Source organism: Streptomyces yongxingensis, assembly GCF_055597465.1.
The window spans coordinates 8,943,806-8,961,443 of sequence record NZ_CM145717.1 but is presented as its reverse complement, the minus strand read 5'-3'; the positions used below and the strand labels follow the sequence as shown (position 1 = coordinate 8,961,443).

General features: G+C 70.0%; 13 protein-coding genes. 8 read left to right on the top strand and 5 right to left on the bottom strand.

Annotated elements, in window-relative coordinates; genetic code table 11:
* Window positions 1-2: 2 nt before the first annotated feature.
* Genes ACZ6TD_RS38430 through ACZ6TD_RS38410 form a run of 5 tightly spaced genes read right to left on the bottom strand, consistent with a single transcriptional unit; the run spans window position 3 to window position 5,162 of the window.
* The gene (locus ACZ6TD_RS38430) at window positions 3-827 is read right to left on the bottom strand and encodes an ATP-binding cassette domain-containing protein (RefSeq protein WP_471345511.1); all 825 of its coding nucleotides are present in this window, start codon (window positions 825-827) and stop codon (window positions 3-5) included.
* Window positions 820-2,016, bottom strand: a complete 1,197-nt coding sequence (locus ACZ6TD_RS38425; protein WP_471345509.1) for an ABC transporter ATP-binding protein — start codon at window positions 2,014-2,016, stop codon at window positions 820-822. Before ACZ6TD_RS38425 ends, ACZ6TD_RS38430 begins: the two co-directional genes overlap by 8 nt.
* 33 nt (window positions 2,017-2,049) lie before the next feature.
* Window positions 2,050-2,538: a hypothetical protein gene (locus ACZ6TD_RS38420; RefSeq protein WP_471345507.1), complete on the bottom strand. Its 489-nt coding sequence runs from the start codon at window positions 2,536-2,538 to the stop codon at window positions 2,050-2,052.
* Entirely contained in the window at window positions 2,525-3,592 is a 1,068-nt protein-coding gene (locus tag ACZ6TD_RS38415; RefSeq protein WP_471345505.1) for an ABC transporter permease, read from the bottom strand. The genes ACZ6TD_RS38420 and ACZ6TD_RS38415 overlap by 14 nt, the downstream gene beginning before the upstream one ends.
* Window positions 3,593-3,611: 19 nt before the next feature.
* Complete coding sequence (locus ACZ6TD_RS38410) at window positions 3,612-5,162, bottom strand: ABC transporter substrate-binding protein (RefSeq protein ID WP_471345503.1); 1,551 nt, start codon at window positions 5,160-5,162, stop codon at window positions 3,612-3,614.
* A 274-nt stretch (window positions 5,163-5,436) separates the two neighbouring features.
* Between ACZ6TD_RS38410 and ACZ6TD_RS38405 the strand changes: the two genes are divergently transcribed.
* The 8 genes from ACZ6TD_RS38405 (at window position 5,437) to asnB (ending at window position 17,633) form a co-directional block, all read left to right on the top strand.
* Window positions 5,437-6,447 (top strand): Lrp/AsnC family transcriptional regulator, encoded by a 1,011-nt coding sequence (locus ACZ6TD_RS38405; RefSeq protein ID WP_471345501.1) that lies wholly within the window; start codon window positions 5,437-5,439, stop codon window positions 6,445-6,447.
* Between the two features lie 201 nt (window positions 6,448-6,648).
* Window positions 6,649-7,899, top strand: a complete 1,251-nt coding sequence (locus tag ACZ6TD_RS38400) for an amidohydrolase (protein ID WP_471345499.1) — start codon at window positions 6,649-6,651, stop codon at window positions 7,897-7,899.
* Between the two features lie 746 nt (window positions 7,900-8,645).
* Entirely contained in the window at window positions 8,646-10,124 is a 1,479-nt protein-coding gene (locus tag ACZ6TD_RS38395; protein ID WP_471345498.1) for a sugar transferase, read from the top strand.
* Window positions 10,125-10,197: 73 nt separating this feature from the next.
* A complete protein-coding gene (locus ACZ6TD_RS38390; protein ID WP_471345496.1) occupies window positions 10,198-11,514 on the top strand; it encodes a nucleotide sugar dehydrogenase in 1,317 nt (438 codons plus the stop codon).
* On the top strand, window positions 11,504-12,784 hold the full coding sequence (locus ACZ6TD_RS38385) for a glycosyltransferase family 4 protein (protein WP_471345494.1): 1,281 nt from the start codon (window positions 11,504-11,506) through the stop codon (window positions 12,782-12,784). The genes ACZ6TD_RS38390 and ACZ6TD_RS38385 overlap by 11 nt, the downstream gene beginning before the upstream one ends.
* Complete coding sequence (locus tag ACZ6TD_RS38380; protein WP_471345492.1) at window positions 12,781-14,178, top strand: Wzz/FepE/Etk N-terminal domain-containing protein; 1,398 nt, start codon at window positions 12,781-12,783, stop codon at window positions 14,176-14,178. Before ACZ6TD_RS38385 ends, ACZ6TD_RS38380 begins: the two co-directional genes overlap by 4 nt.
* A complete protein-coding gene (locus ACZ6TD_RS38375; RefSeq protein ID WP_471345491.1) occupies window positions 14,175-15,695 on the top strand; it encodes a Wzz/FepE/Etk N-terminal domain-containing protein in 1,521 nt (506 codons plus the stop codon). The genes ACZ6TD_RS38380 and ACZ6TD_RS38375 overlap by 4 nt, the downstream gene beginning before the upstream one ends.
* A 3-nt stretch (window positions 15,696-15,698) precedes the next feature.
* Window positions 15,699-17,633: an asparagine synthase (glutamine-hydrolyzing) gene (gene asnB, locus ACZ6TD_RS38370; RefSeq protein ID WP_471345489.1), complete on the top strand. Its 1,935-nt coding sequence runs from the start codon at window positions 15,699-15,701 to the stop codon at window positions 17,631-17,633.
* Window positions 17,634-17,638 lie beyond the last annotated feature (5 nt).

The window sequence follows — 17,638 nt, the reverse complement described above, 5'->3', positions numbered from 1 at the left end:
ACCTACCCGGCCGCGCCCGGGACCGCGTCGAGCAGCGCACGGGTGTAGGCATGCCGTGGGCGCTCGTAGAAGTCCGCGGTCGCGGCGTGTTCCACGATGTCGCCGCGGTACAACACCGCGACCTCGTCACTGACATGCCTGACGACGGCGAGGTTGTGCGAGATGAACACCATGGTCAGGCCGAGTTCTCGGCGCAGCCCCGCGATGAGGTTGAGAATCTCCGCCTGGACCGAGACATCGAGCGCCGAGGTGATCTCGTCCGCGATCACCACCTCGGGCCGGAGGATCAGCCCGCGCGCGATCGCGATCCGCTGGCGCTGCCCGCCCGAGCACTCGTGGGGATACTGGTGGATGGTGTCCGCGGGCATTCTGACGGTCTCGAGCCAGTGGACGATCTCGTCCTGGTGCTTCTTCACCTTGGCATGGCGCGGGTCCACCGCTTCGGCGAGCGCCTCGCCGATGGTTCGACGGGGGTTGAGCGAGGAATAGGGGTCCTGCGGGATCATCTGGACCCGCCGTCGCATCCCCGTGCGGTCCGCACCGCGGGTGCCGAACACATCCAGGCCGGCGATCCGGACGCTCCCCCTCGTAGGCCGGATCGTACCGGTGAGGGTCTTCGCCAGAGTGGACTTCCCCGATCCCGACTCCCCCACGATGCCGACGGTGTGTCCCTTGGTGACATCCATCGAGATCCCGTGCAGGATCCGCGTCGCTCTCCTTCCCCAGCCGTAGCTCACCTCGAGGTCACGGACCTGGACGGCCGCCGCCCGTGCCGCCGTCCCTGCCGCCGCCTGTGGCACCGTCTGTGGCGCCGTCTGCTCAGCCATGCGAGTGCTCCTTAGCCGCTTCCGGGGTCCACGTCATGCCGGGCAGCGTCTCCACCGGCCTGTCGATGTCGGGCGTGGCCGCCAGGAGCGCCCTGGTGTAGGGATGCCGGGCGGATTCCACGCTGAGGTCCGCCGCGTCGATCTCCTCCACCACCTCGCCGTGGTACATGACGATCACGCGATGGCAGAGTGCCCGTACCACCCCGATGTCGTGCGAGATGAACATGATCGAGGTGCCGAGCCGGTCGTTGACGCGCTCCAGTTCGCGCAGGATCTCCGCCTGGACCGTCACATCCAGGGCCGTGGTCGGCTCGTCGGCGATGATCAGTCGCGGCTCGGTCGCCAGCGCCGTCGCGATCATCGCCCGCTGTCGCATGCCGCCCGAGAGTTCGTGCGGATACTGCTTCATGCGGCGCTCCGGCTGCGTCAAGTGCACCACCTGGAGTGCCTCCGCCATGCGGCGCCTCGCCGCCCGCGCACCGATGTGCTTGTGGGTGCGCAGCACCTCGGTGAGCTGGGTTCCCATACGCAAGGCCGGGTTGAACGTCGAGCCCGGGTCCTGGTAGACGAGGCTGACCGTCTCGGCCATGAGGCCCGGTGGGACCGGCCGGCGGAGGTCGAGGTCGCCGATGGCCATGCGGGAGGAGCCGAGGGTGAGGCCGTCGGGCAGAAGCCGGGCGAGGGACATCGCGGTCAGGGTCTTGCCCGAACCGCTCTCGCCCACGACACCGACGATCTCACCCGGCCTGATGCCGAACGAGACACCCTTGACCAGCGGCTTGTCCCCGCTGTGAATCCACAGGTCGTGTACGTCGACGAGATACTCGTCCCTCGGCACCGGCGTGTCCCGCTCGGGGTCCCGGGCACCTCTCCGGCTCGCCGTCCTCCTGGCCGTTCGCGGGTTCGCCGCGGCCGCGAGACCGTCGCCGATCAGGATCGCGGCGAGCCCGGTCACGATGACGAGAGCCGCCGGGCCCACCATCTGGAAGGGCCGGCCCGCCAGCAGCGACGGCAGCGCCTCGCTCAGCAGCTTCCCCCAGTCGTAGGAAGGCGCCTGGACGCCGATCCCCACGAACGACAGGGCGGAGAGGGCCGTGAGCGTGCTGGCGAACGTCGACGCCGACAGCACCAGCAGAGGCTCGGCCATATTGGGCAGCATGTGCCTGATCGCGATCCGCGGATGGCTCACCCCGAGCAGGCGCGCGGTCCGGACGTACTCCTGCTAGGACACCCGCGCGGCGAGATTCGCGGTGAGGCGGGCGAAGTACGGTATCCCGGCCACGCCGATGGCGATCACCACCGAGGAACCGCCCGCGCCGAGCACCGCCGCGACGACGAGCGCGAGAAGGAGACCGGGGAAGGCGACCATCGCGTCGATGACGCGCAGGCAGACCTCCCGGACCCGGGGCCCCATGAGCCACACGCTGGTGCCCAGGAGGATGCCGAGGGCGACCGCGATCGCCGTCGCGCCCACGGTCATCAGCAGGGTCAGTCGGGTGGCGACCATGGCGCGCAGCAGCACATCGTGACCGGCGGCGTCGGTGCCGAGCAGATGGCCGGACGAGGGCTGCGCGAACCGGCTGCCCAGCGCGTCCGCCTCGCCGGTGAAGAACACCGGTGCCAGTACGGCGATCAGGACGACGATGCCCAACAGGGCCAGACCGAGGACGAGTCCGGGGTTCCCACGGCGGCGTCGGCTACGCGGAGACATGCGATCCCCCGAGGGTCCGTTGGTCGATCAGCCCCAGCAGGACGTCGACGAGGAGGTTGACGATGGCCGCGATCATGCCGATGACCATCACCATGCCCTGGATCACCGGGTAGTCGCGGTCGAGAATGGCCTTGATGATGCCGCTGCCGAGACCGGGCAGCGCGAAGACGGACTCGATGATGATGGCTCCGCCGATCATCCCGGTCAGGATGAGCCCGCTCAGGGTCAGCGTGGTGGTGAGCAGGTTCGGCAGCGCCCACTTGACGTAGCGCTTGTGGGCCGGCAGCCGCCAGCCGTGCGCGGTGCGCATGTAGTCGTTGTCGAGTACGACCGCCGTTTCGCGGCGGACGACCCGGGAGACGGTGCAGATCGGTCCGATCACGATCGACGCGATGGGCAGCACGAACGACTGGGCGGCGAAGCGGGGGGTGTACGCCGGAGGGTAGAGCGGCACCACTCCGATGCCGACGGCGAACGTCACGACGAGGAACGACGCCATGATGTAGCCGGGAACGGCGTCGAGGAAACCGGTGACCACCCCGAACGCCGTGTCCAGCCATGTGCGTCGGCCACCGCGCGTGAGCACACCGACGATCATTCCCAGCGGAATCGAGACCAGCAGGACGATGACGATTCCCGCCAGCGCGATGGTGGCCGTGAAGGGGAGGCGGTTGAAGATGATCGTTTCCACCGGCTGCCGGTACATGAACGACGTGCCCAGGTGTCCGGAGAAGACGTCCCCCACGTAGTCGGCGAACCGCTCCCAGACCGGTCGATCGAGTCGGAGTTCGTGTCTGACGCGTGCGATGTCCGCGAGATCGGCGTTGGCGCCGGCGATGCCTGCCGCCGGGTCGCCGGGGATGAGCTGGACGATCAGGAACGACACGACGAGCAGCGCGAGGAAGATCGTGACCAGGCCGGTGAGCCGTCGGAGGGCGAACCCGAGCCAGGGCGAGGAGGATTGGCGGAGTCGTCGTGGACCTGTCGTCGAGCGGTCGCCCGCGGAGGCGGGTGGCGGGAGCCCCGGGATCTCCGTGGCGTCGGGAGAAGTCATGGTGTGTGCGGCCTTCCGGCTACTTGTCGATGCGGAGGGTGGCGGGGTCGAGATAGTCGTCGAAGGTGCGGATGCTGTATCCCTTGGCGACGACCGTGGTGGACGGCAGGGTCGACAGCGGGATCGCGTCGACCCGCTCCAGGAACGACTTCTGCGCGGAGTGGAGAGCGGCGCACCGCGCGGTGCGGTCCAGCTTGCTCATGGCCCGGTCGACGGCCGCGTATCCCTCGTCGTTGACCAGCCCCATCTTGTTGCGGCCGCCCTTTTCGGTCGGCGGGCCCATGACACGCAGGAGGGAGGAGGTGAGCGTGCCCATCATGTTGTTGTCGCCCTGGACGTTGATGTCCCAGTCCTTGCCGCCGGCGGCGGTCACGGTGGCCCAGTTGGCGTTGTCCAGGGAGTCGACCTTCACCGTCGCCCCGGCCTTGCGCAGCGCTTCGGCGATGTAGTCGTTACCGCCACGGAGCAGGGTCGTGCCCACGATGCGGAAACGGACCCCCTTCAGCTTCCTGGTGGCGGCGGCGCGGTCGGCGGCGACCAGCGACGACCGGTCGGTGTTGACACAGGGCACCTTGGCTGATCCGACCGAGCGGATCACGCTGCCCCGCTTGCCGCTGACGATGTCGCTGAAGGTCTGGGCGTCGATGGCCCGCGCCACCGCGGTGCGCAGGTCGGGCCGGTTCGCGAAGACGGTCCTCGGACGCTCGTTGAACAGCAGATAGGTCGTGGTGTTCGACGCACTGGAGGTGGCGAACCGGGAGTCGCCGTCGAACCGGTTCACGTTCTCGTCGGCGACCACCCCCACGTCCAGGCTGTAGGACACCAGCTTGGTGGCGATCGTCGAATAGTCGGTGATCGGTGTGAGGTTCAGATGCTTGGCGGGAACCCCCCGCAGCGGCTTGGCGAACCTCGGCCAGGCCGTGTAGCCGCTCCGCAGGGTGAGCCCGTACGACACGGCCGGCCGCGCGGAGGTCAAGGTGTAGGGGCCGGAGAACGCCCCCTTCACCTTTCCGGTCGCCAACTGCTTGGCATGGTCCAATCCCGCCGGGCACACGATCCCGGCCGACGGCAGACTCAGCCCGGTGAGGAAGTCCGACCAGGGAGCGGACAGCGTGGCCTTCACCGTTCCCGCTCCATCGTCGGCCGCGAACGTCGCCGTGGCCGACCCCAGCGCCAGGGTCCGGCCCGGGGATCCCGTCTCCGGCGAGGCGAAACGGGTCAGCGACCGCGCCACCGCGGACGGTGTGATCGGGCTCCCGTCGGAACAGGTCAGCCCCTTGCGGATGGTGAACGTGTAGTGGGCGGCGTCCTCCGCCTTCCACCTCGACGCGATCCCACCCACCAGGCGGTTGCCGGAGTCCTTGCGCACCAGCGTGTCGTACAGCAGCCGGGCCACGGTGTAGTCGTCGCCGCCGCCCGCCAACGCCGGATCGAAGGTCGCCGGATCGGTGTTCAACGACATGTTGATCGTGTCCGTCGACCCCCTCAGCGCGGCCTCGTCCACTCCGCACCCGGTGGCGCTCGACCCCAATGCGGCCACCACCGCCAGCACAGCACCCCGACGCAACACGACGCCTCCCACGCAACGGCCGAAAAGGTGCCCGGAGCCTAAGTCGCGCACATCCGTCGCCGGCCCACCGGGACGCACCACGCAAGAAATTCGGCAAAGGCGCGGCGCTGGTGCACGGTATTTCCGCACGACCCACCAGTAGGTTTCGGTCGTGTTGCGGTTGTCCGCACGAAAGCACGGCGTACCAGGCACCACAGAGCCGCATCGGCCCGGCCAGCGCCGGGTGCGCGCATGGTTCTGGCCGGATCGGCGTCCTCGCCGCATGATGCTGTGCATGGTCGACGCGCTGGACTTCCAGATCATCAACGCACTGCAGATCCATCCCCGGGTCTCATGGGCTCAGCTCGGCAGGATCCTCCGGGTCGACCCCTCGACGATTTCCCGGCGGTGGTCGGCCCTCACCGGCCGGCGGCAGGTGTGGACGAGCTGTTCCGAGGGCGACGCCCCGCACCTCCGCGATCAGATGATCTCCGCCCTGGTCGAGATCAGTTGCGTCCCCGGCCGGCGGGAACAGGTGCTCGCCGAACTCGGCCGGCAGGGGCCCGTCTCCAGCGTGCACTGCACTTCCGGCCCGCGGGACCTGTACATCATGATCTCCACCGACAGCCTGCTTTCCATGGACCGGTACATTGACGAGCGGATCGCTGTGATCCCCGGCATCCTCGGCACCCGCACCCACTACCTGCGAAAGATCTTCTTCGAAGGGTCGAGCTGGCGGCTGAAGACGCTCTCCAAGGAACAGGTCAAGGCGCTTCACGACCTCCGGCCGGCCGATCCGCCCAAGCAGCGCAGGGCCGCCCACCGGGCGGTCGTCGCCGCACTCGAGGCGGACGCCCGTCGTACCGCAGCGGACCTGCAGCGGGAGCTGGGCCGGTCCCTTTCCATGATTTCGCGGGACATCGACGCGGTACTCGCCGCGAGCTGGGTCAGATGGCGCGTGGACTTCGCACACGCCCTCATGGGCTGGTCCGCCGCGGCGGCGCTGTGGCTGGATGTCGAGCCCTTGGAGCTGGAGCGTGTCGTCGCCTCGCTCCGGCTGCTGAACCATGTGCGGCTGTGTGCCTCCATGACCGGCGACGCCAACCTCGCGGTGTTCCTCTGGCTGCGCAACCTGCAGGAGCTGGACGAGATCGAGAACCGGCTGACCACGGTGTTCCCCAAAGTGCTGGTGAAGGACCGGTGGATCGTCCCGAGGATCGCCAAGCGAGCCGGCCACATCCTCGACTTGGACAGCCGGCACCGTCGCTGGGTCCCCCTCGGCCACCACCCGGTGTTCGAGGACTGAGGAGACCGAGGGGGTGAGGGGGGAGGACACTCAGGGGTTGGGGGCGGGGCGCCGCCGTCGCGAACCATGCGTATCCAGGCCCGGATTTCGGTGATCCGTGCCGATGAACCGGCATGCGGACCGGATTCGCGGCACTTCTCGTAGCCTCGGCGCCAGGCGGCCCGGACGGGCGCCCGTGCACCGAGAAAAGAGAGGGCGCTCGTGGATTGTGAGCAGCTCGTAGCATTTCGCCGAGAACTGCACCGGAACCCGGAACCCGCATTCCTGGAGATCGGTACGGCGGCCCGGATCGAACAGGCCCTCGAGGGACTGGAGATACGCGTCCGCACGGGGAAGGCCGCTCAGGATCTCTCAGCCGTCGTCAACTTCCCGGCCCCGGAAACCCTGGACGAATGGGCGGCTCGCGCGGCGGATTCGGGCGTCCCGGAAGAGCGGGCCCGGTACTTCCGGGAGAACGGCACCGCGCTGGTCGTCGATGTCGAGGGCGCCCGTCCGGGGCCGCGCTGGGGGCTTCGCGTAGACATCGACGCGCTTCCGATGCGCGAATCGGCCGATGCCGCTCATTTCCCGGTGGCGGGCGGGTTCGCCTCGACGAACGGCGCGATGCACGCATGCGGCCACGACGCCCACGCCACCATCGGCGTCGGCCTGCTCCACCGCCTGTCGGACCATGACTTCGCGGGCACGCTCCGGGTCCTGTTCCAGCCTGCCGAGGAGGGGGTCCGGGGAGCGCAGACGATGATCGACGCCGGAGTGGCCGACGAGATCGACAACATGCTCGCGGTGCACATGGCCGGAGACATGGCCGTTGGCAGGGTCGTGGGGAGCTTCACCGGTGGCATGGCGACCCGCAAGCTGAAGGTCGACTTCGCGGGCAAGGCCGCTCACGCGGCCGGCACACCGGAGGCCGGCCGCAACGCGCTGCTCGCGGCATCGATGTCCGCGCTGGGCATCATGGGGCTCCCGCGCTTCAGCTCCGCGGACACGCGGCTCAATGTCGGCACGCTCGTCGCCGGCGACGGGGTGAACATCGTGCCCTCCTCCGCGGTGATGACCTGCGAGGCCCGCGCGACCGACGACGAGGTCGTCGATGAGCTGGTCGACCGGGTCCGATCAGTGGTGGAAGGGGCGAGCCTGGCCCAGGGGGTCCGGGCGAACGTCGCGGTGATGGGCCAATCCGCGACCGTCGCACCGGACGACGAACTGATCGACCGCATCGTCGACGTGGCCACCGCTCATGACGATGTCACCGAGGTCATCCGGACCCGGGCGTTCGCGGGAAGCGATGACGCCAACCTTCTCATCAGGCATGTCCAGCGGAGCGGGGGCAAGGGCGCCTATCTGATGGTCGGAGCGGGCAGCCCAGGGCCTCATCACAGCGAGAATTTCGACATCGCGGAGGAATCCATTCCGACCGCGATCGAGATCATCGAAGCGCTGATCCGGGGATGATCCGCCGTCGCGCGATCGGCCGAGTAACGGAGTGTTCCCTTTCGGCCCATCCGTCCAGATGTGGACCAACCGCACATCGGTCGTGCCCTGGATGATCGACGCCGGGGCCCGCTGCACGCGCCGCACGTCGGGTTTGCCGGTGCCGGCAGCCCCGAAAGCCCCCGTCATCACAGGTCACAAGGCACGTCTTCGTCATCAACGCACCCGCGGGCAGTCATCGCTCGGTAGATCCAGCTTCAAAACTTGAGCACAAATTCCACACATCTCTTCTTCAGACGGGCTCCATGTTCTAGATTGACCCGTGCTCTCACATGTTTGGACACGAGGCGACAAATAATGATCTACAGGTCCGGCGCTACGGGACAGCCAGCAGGCGCGTCCCCCCGGCGCCAGACGCGGGGGTGATCAATTCTCGGAGCCGGAGAGGGGCCTTGGGTGTGGGGAGCACCCGAGGTTTCGACGGGTTCCCGCGCACCTCGAGAATCTGGCAGGACATGCGAGTCCGCTGCCGTCTGGGTGGCGTGTCCACGTAGCACTGCACTATCCGGGATGTCATTCGCGGGAGGTGGGGGCCTCCCGGCGGAGGAACGGCGCGGCGGGAGGTGGGGGCCTCCCGGCGGAGGAACGGCGCGGCGGGGGGCGGGGGCCTCCCGAGGGGAGGAACAGTGCGGGAGGCGGGGGCCTCCCGGAGGGGGAGGAACAGTGCTAGGCGAACACGTCGAACCACTGGGGACCTGGGGGGTTCTGTGCGGCGAGGGGGATTAGTCAGCCCGTTTTCGTCGGAGCGCGGGCGTCTGACGAACGGGGCGATCGGACAGCCCGCGATCGACTGGGAGCAGCGGTACCGCCGTACCGTGATCACCAGCGATACCGTGGCCACCGCCTTCGTGGTGGCGGCGATCGGCAACTTCTTCGGGGCCCGGGACGCGGCCAACTGGCACGAGAAATGGGGGATTCTCGCATTCGGCACCGAGCTGCTGGTGCTGGGATCACTTGCGGTGAGCCGGTCATGGGCCCCGGCCGTGCTCGGCCAGGGCGCCGAGGAATTCCGCCGGCTCGGACGCTCACTGTTCACGGCGACCGTCGTACTGGCGCTCGGCGGGATCGCCCTGACCTCGCGCAACATCAAGCTCTGGATCTTCGTCGCGATCCCCGCGATCGCGCTCATCACCATGACCGCCCGGTATCTGCTGCGCCTCTGGCTGCACAAACAGCGGAAGGAAGGACGGTGCCTGCGACCGGTGCTCGCTGCCGGGAGCCCGGCCACCGTGCGCGACCTGATCACCCGAACCCGCAAGTTCCCGCACCTCGGCTGGCGGGTGGACGCGGTGTGCACGACGGACGGTCGCGGGCTCGACGGTGACCAACTGGACGGAGTGCGGGTCGTCGGCGGACTGACGGACGTCGCCAAGCACGTCCGACACGACGGCTACCGTGTCGTCGCGGTCACACCGGACCCGCACTGGTCACCGGACCGGCTGCAGCGGCTGGCCTGGCACCTCGAAGGCAGCGATGCCGAGATGGTCGTGGCCCCCGTGCTGATGGAGGTGGCCGGCCCGCGGCTGCACGTCGACGCGGTGCTCGGGATCCCGCTGCTGCGGGTCAGCATGCCGACCTTCACCGGGGGCCGCCGGGCGGTCAAGGTGGTCGTCGACCGGATGGGCGCGGCGATCCTGCTGCTGCTGTTCGCGCCGCTGATGGTGTTCGTCGGGCTGCTCGTGCTGTTGGACAGCCGGGGCGGGGTGTTCTACCGCCAGCGCAGGGTCGGCAAGGACGGCCGCGAGTTCACCATTCTCAAGTTCCGCACCATGGTGGCCGGGGCTGACGGGGCACGTGCCGAGCTGGCCGACCGCAACGAGGGCGCCGGTCCGCTGTTCAAGCTCCGCCGGGATCCGCGGGTGACCCGGGTGGGAGCAGTGCTGCGCCGGTACTCGATCGACGAGCTGCCGCAGCTTTTCAACGTGCTCACCGGCTCGATGTCGCTCGTCGGCCCGCGGCCTCCGTTACCGGAGGAGTCCGCCGCGTACGGCCCGGACATCCGGCGGCGGCTGCTGGTCAAGCCCGGGCTCACCGGCCTGTGGCAGATCAGCGGACGCAGCGACCTCCCGTGGGAGGAGGCGGTCCGGCTGGACCTGCGGTACGTGGAGGACTGGTCGCTCGCCCTGGACACAGTGATCTTGTGGAAGACGCTGCGTGCGGTGCTCCAAGGGCAGGGGGCCTACTGATGCGCGGAGGTCGTCGTCCGGCCGACGCACGGAAGGCAGGCCGCAAGGGCCTGCCTGGGGGGAGGAACGGGTCATGAGGATAAGCGTCTTCGGGCTCGGCTACGTGGGCTGTGTGTCGGCCGCGTGCCTGGCCAGCCTGGGTCACGAGGTCATCGGGGTGGACGTGAACCAGGTGAAGGTCGACCTGGTCAACGACGGCAAGGCCCCGGTGGTCGAGGAGCGGATCGGCGCGCTCACCGCCGAGGCCGTGCGGACCGGAGCGTTACGCGCTACCGGCGAGGTCCGCGAGGCGATCATGGACAGCGAGGTGTCGCTGGTCTGTGTGGGCACGCCGTCGGAGCCCAACGGCAGCCTGTGCACCACGTATCTGGAGCGGGTCACCGAGCAGATCGGCGCCGCGCTGGCCGAGCGGGGTGGGCGGCACACCGTCGTGTTCCGCAGCACCATGCTCCCCGGCACCTGTCTGAACCTGCTGGTACCGATCCTGGACAAGAACATCGGCGGCACGGCCGGGGTGGACTTCGGGGTCGCGGTCAACCCGGAGTTCCTGCGCGAGGGCACGAGCGTGCGGGACTTCTTCGACCCGCCCAAGACCGTCATCGGCGAGCTCGACCCGGCAAGCGGCGACGCGGTGATGGCGCTGTACGACGGCTTGCCCGGCGAGGTGTTCCGGGTGCCGGTCCCGACGGCCGAGGCGATCAAATACGCGGACAACGCGTTCCACGGCCTCAAGATCGGCTTCGCGAACGAGCTGGGCGCGGTGTGCCAGGCGCTCGGGGTGGACTCGCACCAGGTGATGGACGTGTTCCTGGCCGACCGCAAGCTGAACATCAGCCCCGCCTACTTGCGGCCCGGCTTCGCCTTCGGTGGCTCCTGCCTGCCCAAGGACCTGCGCAGCCTGGTCCACGCGGCGCAGCGGGCCGACGTCTCGGTGCCCATTCTCGCCCACGTACTGCCCTCCAACTCCGACCATCTGCAGCGCGCGGTGGACCTGGTCGAGCGCACCGGCAAGCGCCGGATAGGCATGTTCGGGCTGTCCTTCAAACCCGGCACCGACGACCTCCGCGAGAGCCCGCTCGTCGAGCTGGCGGAGAGGCTCTTCGGCAAGGGTTACGACCTGCGGATCTACGACGCCAACGTCAACCTCTCCCGGTTGATCGGCGCGAACCGCGAGTACATCGAGAACCGGCTGCCGCACCTCGCGCAGCTGCTCGCGGACTCCGTCGGCGAGGTGCTCGAGCACGCCGAGGTGTGCCTGGTCGGGACCAGGGACCCGGCCGTGCTGTCGGCGCTGCCCCAGGGCCACGGTCCGGTGCTTGTCGACCTCATCCGCCTTCCCGACGCCGAGGCGCGCCGGGCCGAACCGGGGTACATGGGCCTTGTCTGGTGACACAGCGTTCGGTGACACGGTCAGCGGCGACGGGTCGGACCGGCGCGCGCTGATCCTGGTGGAGAACCTGTCGGTGCCGTTCGACCGGCGGGTGTGGCAGGAGTGCACGACGCTGCGCGACGCGGGCTGGGAGGTGCACGTCATCTGTCCCCGGGGGGAAAAGCGGGACACGGAGCCGGAGGCGGAGATCGACGGGGTGCGGATCCACCGCTACCCGTTGCGCGCGGCCGCCGGAGGACCTGCCGGGTACCTGCGGGAGTACGGATCGGCGCTGTGGCACACGGCCCGGCTGGCCCGCAAGGTCGGCCCGGTCGACGTGGTCCACGCCTGCAACCCGCCCGACCTGCTGTTCCTGCCGGCGTTGTGGCTGAAGCGGCGCGGCGCGCGGTTCGTCTTCGACCAGCACGACCTGGTACCCGAGTTGTACCTCTCCCGGTTCGACCGCGGCGAGGACCTGCTCTACCGCGCCGTGTGCGCGCTGGAACGGCGGACCTACCGGGCCGCGGACGTCGTGCTCGCCACGAACGAGAGCTACCGGGACGTCGCGCTGCGCCGTGGTGGTCGGCGGCCGGAGGACGTGTTCGTGGTGCGCAGCGCGCCCGCGATCGAGCGGTTCCAACCGGTGCCGCCCGAGCCGGAGTTGAAGCGCGGCAAGCCTCATCTGCTGTGCTACCTCGGCGTCATGGGCCCTCAGGACGGCGTCGACTACGCCTTGCGGGCCCTCGCGAAGCTGCGCGACGAGATCGGACGGACCGACTGGCATGCGGTGTTCGTCGGCGCCGGAGACGCCTTCGACGCGATGGTGGAGCTGTCCCGGCGGCTCGGGCTCTCCGAGCAGGTGCGGTTCACCGGACGTATCCCGGACGCCGACCTGGTGCGCTACCTGTCCACCGCGGACGTGTGCCTCTCCCCCGATCCGCGCAATCCGCTCAACGACGTGTCGACCATGAACAAGGTCCTGGAGTACATGGCGATGGGCCGGCCGATCGTCTCGTTCGACCTGAAGGAGGCGCGCGTCTCCGCCGGTGACGCCGCCGTCTACGCGCCCGCCAACGACGAGGCCGAATTCGCGGGGCTCATCGCGCTGCTGCTCGACGATCCGGAGAAGCGGGCCCGGATGGGCAGGATCGGCCAGGAGCGGATCAGCGGGCCGCTCTCCTGGCGGAACTCGCAAGCGTCGCTGCTCGCCGCCTACGCCGCTGCCTGCCGTGACCACACTCCGGTGTCGGCGGGCGGCCCGGTGCGGCCAGGGAAGAGGCCGCGCAGTTGAGCGATGACACGATACGCCTGGTCACGATCGGGCGGATGCTCCGTCGGCGCTGGCGGCTTCTCACCGTCCTCACCGTGGTGGGCGCACTCGTCGGCTACGGCACCTCTTCGCTGTTTCCGCCGCGCTACACGACGTCGGCGTCGGTACTGCTGCCGGGGGCGTGGGAGGAGCGCGAGCTGCTGACCCAGGCGGAGATCGCGACCAGTTCGGTGGTGGTCGACCGCGCGGCCGCCACGCTCGGCTGGGCCGGGGTCAGCGGCAGCGAGCTGCGGGATCAGGTGAGCGCCAAGGCCGCCGACGGGAACATCATCAAGATCTCGGGTACGGCCGACACCCCGGAGCGTGCGCAGCGGCTCTCCGACCAGGTGGCCCAGCAATTCGTCACCTTCGCCGCGCGGCTCGCGGGCGACAGCACCGACCCCGAATCGGCGGCCGGGCCCGAGGCACTGCGGAAGAAGGTGGCGGAGACCAACCGCCGCATCACCGACCTGTCCGAGGCGGCCGATCCGGGGCGGACCGTGGAGAGCGTGCAGGCCCGCACCGAGCTCGCGAAGCTGCGTACCGCGCTGCAGGAGGCCATGAAAAAGCTGGACGAGGCCGACCCGGCGACCGACAAGGCCAACATGGTCGTCATGGGGTCGGCAGCCCGGCCGACCGGCGAGGCAGCGCCGACGGGGACGCAGTTCATCGTCGCCGGGGCGCTGCTGTCCTTCCTGCTCGCGGTCATCGGCCATCTCACCGCGGCACGGATGAGTCGCCGGCTGCGCACCGAACCGGAGATCGCCGCGGCGCTGGGCTCGGCGCTGCTGGGTACCGTCGACGTACCTGGTGAACCGCGCGCGCACCGGTCGGAAGGCCGTGGCCCGCGGGCCCGGATCCGCCGGCTGCTGGGCGTCGACATCCGGTGGGACATACCGACCCCGCGGACGTCCGGCGACGAGGCCGACAGGCAGATCCGCTACCGGCGGGTGTGCGCCCGCCTCCGGGACCAGCTACCGGCCCCCCGGCGGCTGCTGGTTGTCGTACCGGACGGCGACGAGATCGCCCGCCGGGCCGCCGGGCAGCTCGTCGCCGAGGCCGAGAGCGATCCTTCCCCGTCCGCTTCGAGCAGGGGATGCCCCATGCTGCGGGTGGTCGGGGTTTCGGTGTCCCAGCCGATGGTGCCGGACCGCGACACCGAGTCCGGTGCCCTGGTGGTGCTCAGCGCGGGCAGTTGGACCGCGGAGGAGCTCGCCGGCATCGCCGGGGCGTGTGCGGACGCGGGGCATGAGGTCGTCGGCATCGTCATCGCCTGCACGGTCCGGGCCCGTCCGACGCGGTCTGCCGGCCCGCCTCGGGATGCCGCCACGCCGGCGCTCGCGGTTCACGGCCACGCGCCGGGAGGTTCAGTGTGACGACGAGCAAGACTTCGGAGTCGTCGGCCTCCGTTCCGCTGCTGGACCTGCAGGCGCTGGTGGTGTCGGTGCGCAGGCGCCGCCGCCTCTGGTGCTCCTTGGCACTGCTCGGGCTGCTGGTCGGCGCGGCGGTGGCGGTCCTGCTGCCGCCGCCGCCGAGCGCGGTGACCAAGGTGCTGGTCGCGCACAAGGAGGACCAGCCGAACGACACCGGAACGCTGATCCGCACCGACGTCGCGCTGCTGCAGACCACGCGGATCGCGGGCAAGGCCCTGCAGTCCCTCAAGTCCCCGGAAAACCCGGAAGACTTCATGCGGGACTACCGGGGTACCGGCTTGACCAACAACCTGCTGCAGATCGATGTGACAGGTGACAGCGACGCGGAAGCGGTGGCTCGGGCCAAGGCGCTGGCCGACGCGTTCGTCGCGGACCATGTACGGCGGATGCGGGAAACCGCGAAGGCCGAGGCCAAGGCCCTGCTCGACCAGCGTGACCGCATGCGGGACGAGCTGGTCCAGGTCAACAAGGAGATCGGAGATCGATCGCCGGAGAGCGATCCGAAAGCGTCGGCGGGCATCGAGTCGCTCTTCACCCGCCGCGCCGAACTCAACTCGCGGATCGCCGATTTCGACCAGCGCGCCGCGGAGGCGCGCACCGGTACGCCCAAGGTCATCTCCGGCACGCAGATCGTGGACGCCCCGCGCGCGCTGCGGCACTCCCTGCCGAAGGCCGTCGTCACCAACGCCGTGATCGGGCTCGTCCTCGGGCTCGTCCTCGGGCTCGCGCTGGCCGCGGTCGGCACGGTGGTGGCGGACCGCCCCGTGCTGCGCCGGGAGATCGCGGCGAACCTCGGTGCCTCGGTCATCGCGGAGCTGCCCCGCCGGTCGGGCAGGCCGTGGCAGCGCCGACGCACCCGGGCGGCACGGACCAGGCTCACCGCGTCCCTGGCCCGCACCGTCCGCGACTCCGCGGAACCGGTGTCGCTGCTGGAACTGGGCTGTGCGCGCAGCACGAGCGTGATCGCCCTGGACGTCGGCAGGGCGCTGGCGGCGGAGGGGCCCGTGGTCATCATCGATGGTCTGCCCGGCCCGCAGCTCGCGGGCCACCGCCCGAAGCCAGGAGACCCCACCGTGGTCAGCGGCGAGCGTGCCGCGGCCGTGCCGGATCAGGAGCGCCGACTCGGAGTCGGCTCGGTCGCGCCCGGCACGGCGTGGACCGACCTCCAGTACCTCGGCACCCAGACCGTGCTCGTCGTGCGTGCCGGGCACGGCAGCGCCGCATGGCTGCACACCGTGGCGCGGCAGCTCGCGGACCAGAGCATTCCGGTGATCGGTGTCGTGCTGATCGACCCCGATCCGCGTGACCGGACCGACGGCACGCTGTGGGACGGGCTGCACATCGCGCTGCGGGGCCATGGCGAGCGGCCGGCCCGGCAGAACGGAACGGGCCGGCGGCGGACGGAGCGGCTGCCGATGTGGGCCGCACGGGTCCCGGACAGCGACCAGGAGGCGCAGTAGGACATGTGTGGCATCGCAGGCACCTACCGATGGCCGGACGGGAAGATCGTGACCGACCGGCTCACCGACACCCTCGCCCACCGCGGTCCGGACGGGGCGGGCCGGTACAGCCACCCCGTCGGCGTTGGCGAAGTGCACCTCGGGCACCGCCGACTGGCCATCATCGACCTGTCCGGGACCGGCGCCCAGCCGATGGTCTCGGACGGCCTCGCCCTGACGTACAACGGCGAGCTGTACAACGCGCCCGAGCTGCGTGCCGAGCTGGCGGCCGCCGGGGTGCGCTTCCGCGGTACCTCCGACACCGAGGTGCTGCTCGAGGCATGGCGGCGCTGGGGCACGGACTGTCTGCCCCGGCTGCGCGGCATGTTCGCGTTCGGGATCTTCGACGAGCGCACCGGTGACCTGGTGCTCGCCCGCGACCAGCTCGGCATCAAGCCGCTGTTCCTGCTCCGGCGCGGTGCGGGCCTGGTGTTCGCCTCCGAGCTCAAGGCGCTCGCCGCCGCGACAGGCGGGGCGCTGGAGGTGGACCACGCGGCGCTGGTGGCCTCGCTGCTGTACTACTGGGTGCCGGACTCGCGGTGCGCGTTCCGCGAGGCGGAGAAGCTGCCGCCGGGGAGCTGGCTGCGGTGCCGGCCCGACGGCCGGGTGGAGCGCGGCCGGTTCTGGAACCTGAAGGACGTCGCCGCCGAGGGGCGGGAGCGGGCCCGGGGCGGCGAGCGGCCGGATGTCGCCGCCATCGTCGAGGAGTCGACTCGGCGCCACCTGCTCTCCGACGTACCCGTGGCGACCTTCCTCTCCGGCGGTCTCGACTCCAGCTATCTGACCGCGCTGGCGGCCCGCGACCAACCAGGGATCTCCGCGTACACGATCGGGTTCCGCGCCGAGGACGCCAGGTTCGAGGCGATGCCGGACGACCTGCGCCATGCCCGGCAGGTGGCCGAGCGGTTCGGCGTCGACCTGCATGAGATCGAGATCGCCCCGAACGTGCTCGACCTGCTGCCGCGGATGACGTACCACCTGGACGAGCCGATCGGCGACCCCGCCGCGATCAACACGTACCTGATCTGCTCGGCCGCACGAGAGGCCGGGGTCAAGGTGATGCTCTCGGGGATGGGTGCCGACGAGCTGTTCGCCGGGTACCGCAAGCACCTGGCCAACCTGCTCGCACTGCGCTACCAGCGCGTCCCGCGGCCCCTGCGGCGCGGGGTGTCCAGGGCCGTGGACCGGCTGCCGGTCGCCACGTCCCGCCGGGGGTACCGGTCGGTGCGCTTCGCGAAGCGGTTCCTCTCCTTCGCCGATCTGCCGGAGGAGACCGCCTTCCGGCGCAGCTACACCATGTACGACCAGGACGAGCTGCTCGCCCTGGTCGATCCGGACCTGGCCGGGACGGTCGGGGACGTGCTGACCGAGCATGCGGATGTCTACCAGGACAACGACCTCGACGACTTCGTCAACCGCATGTGCCTGGGCGACGCCCGGATGTTCCTGCCGGGCCTGAACCTCACGTACACGGACCGCTCCAGCATGGCCGCGTCGACCGAGGTGCGGGTGCCGTACGTGGACGTCGAGGTGGTCAAGGCGGCGTTCGCGGTGCCCGGCGATCGCAAGATCGTCGGACGTCAGGGAAAGGCCGTCCTCAAGGAGGCGGCCACCTCGATCCTCCCCCGGGAGATCGTGTACCGGCCCAAGGGCCTGTTCAGCGCTCCGCTGCGGGCCTGGATGAGCCGGGATCTGGCACCGCTGGTGCGCGAGGTGGTCAACGACGGTGTGCTCGTCCGTTCCGGGTTCCTGCGCCGCGACGCGCTGGCGCGGATGGTCGCCGAGGACGCCGCCGGGCAGCGGGACTTCTCCAAACATCTGTGGCATGTGCTGACCCTCGAGTACTGGTATCGCGACGCGACCTCTGGGTCCGGCCAGAGCACTCGGTTAACGGCTTAGGAATC

Excerpts from the sequence above, each read along its gene's own strand:
- ACZ6TD_RS38430 (WP_471345511.1), bottom strand. The coding sequence starts at position 827 with ATGGCTGAGCAGACGGCGCCACAGACGGTGCCACAGGCGGCGGCAGGG.
- ACZ6TD_RS38420 (WP_471345507.1), bottom strand. The coding sequence starts at position 2,538 with ATGTCTCCGCGTAGCCGACGCCGCCGTGGGAACCCCGGACTCGTCCTC.
- ACZ6TD_RS38415 (WP_471345505.1), bottom strand. The coding sequence starts at position 3,592 with ATGACTTCTCCCGACGCCACGGAGATCCCGGGGCTCCCGCCACCCGCC.
- ACZ6TD_RS38405 (WP_471345501.1), top strand. The coding sequence starts at position 5,437 with ATGGTCGACGCGCTGGACTTCCAGATCATCAACGCACTGCAGATCCAT.
- ACZ6TD_RS38390 (WP_471345496.1), top strand. The coding sequence starts at position 10,198 with ATGAGGATAAGCGTCTTCGGGCTCGGCTACGTGGGCTGTGTGTCGGCC.
- asnB (WP_471345489.1), top strand. The coding sequence starts at position 15,699 with ATGTGTGGCATCGCAGGCACCTACCGATGGCCGGACGGGAAGATCGTG.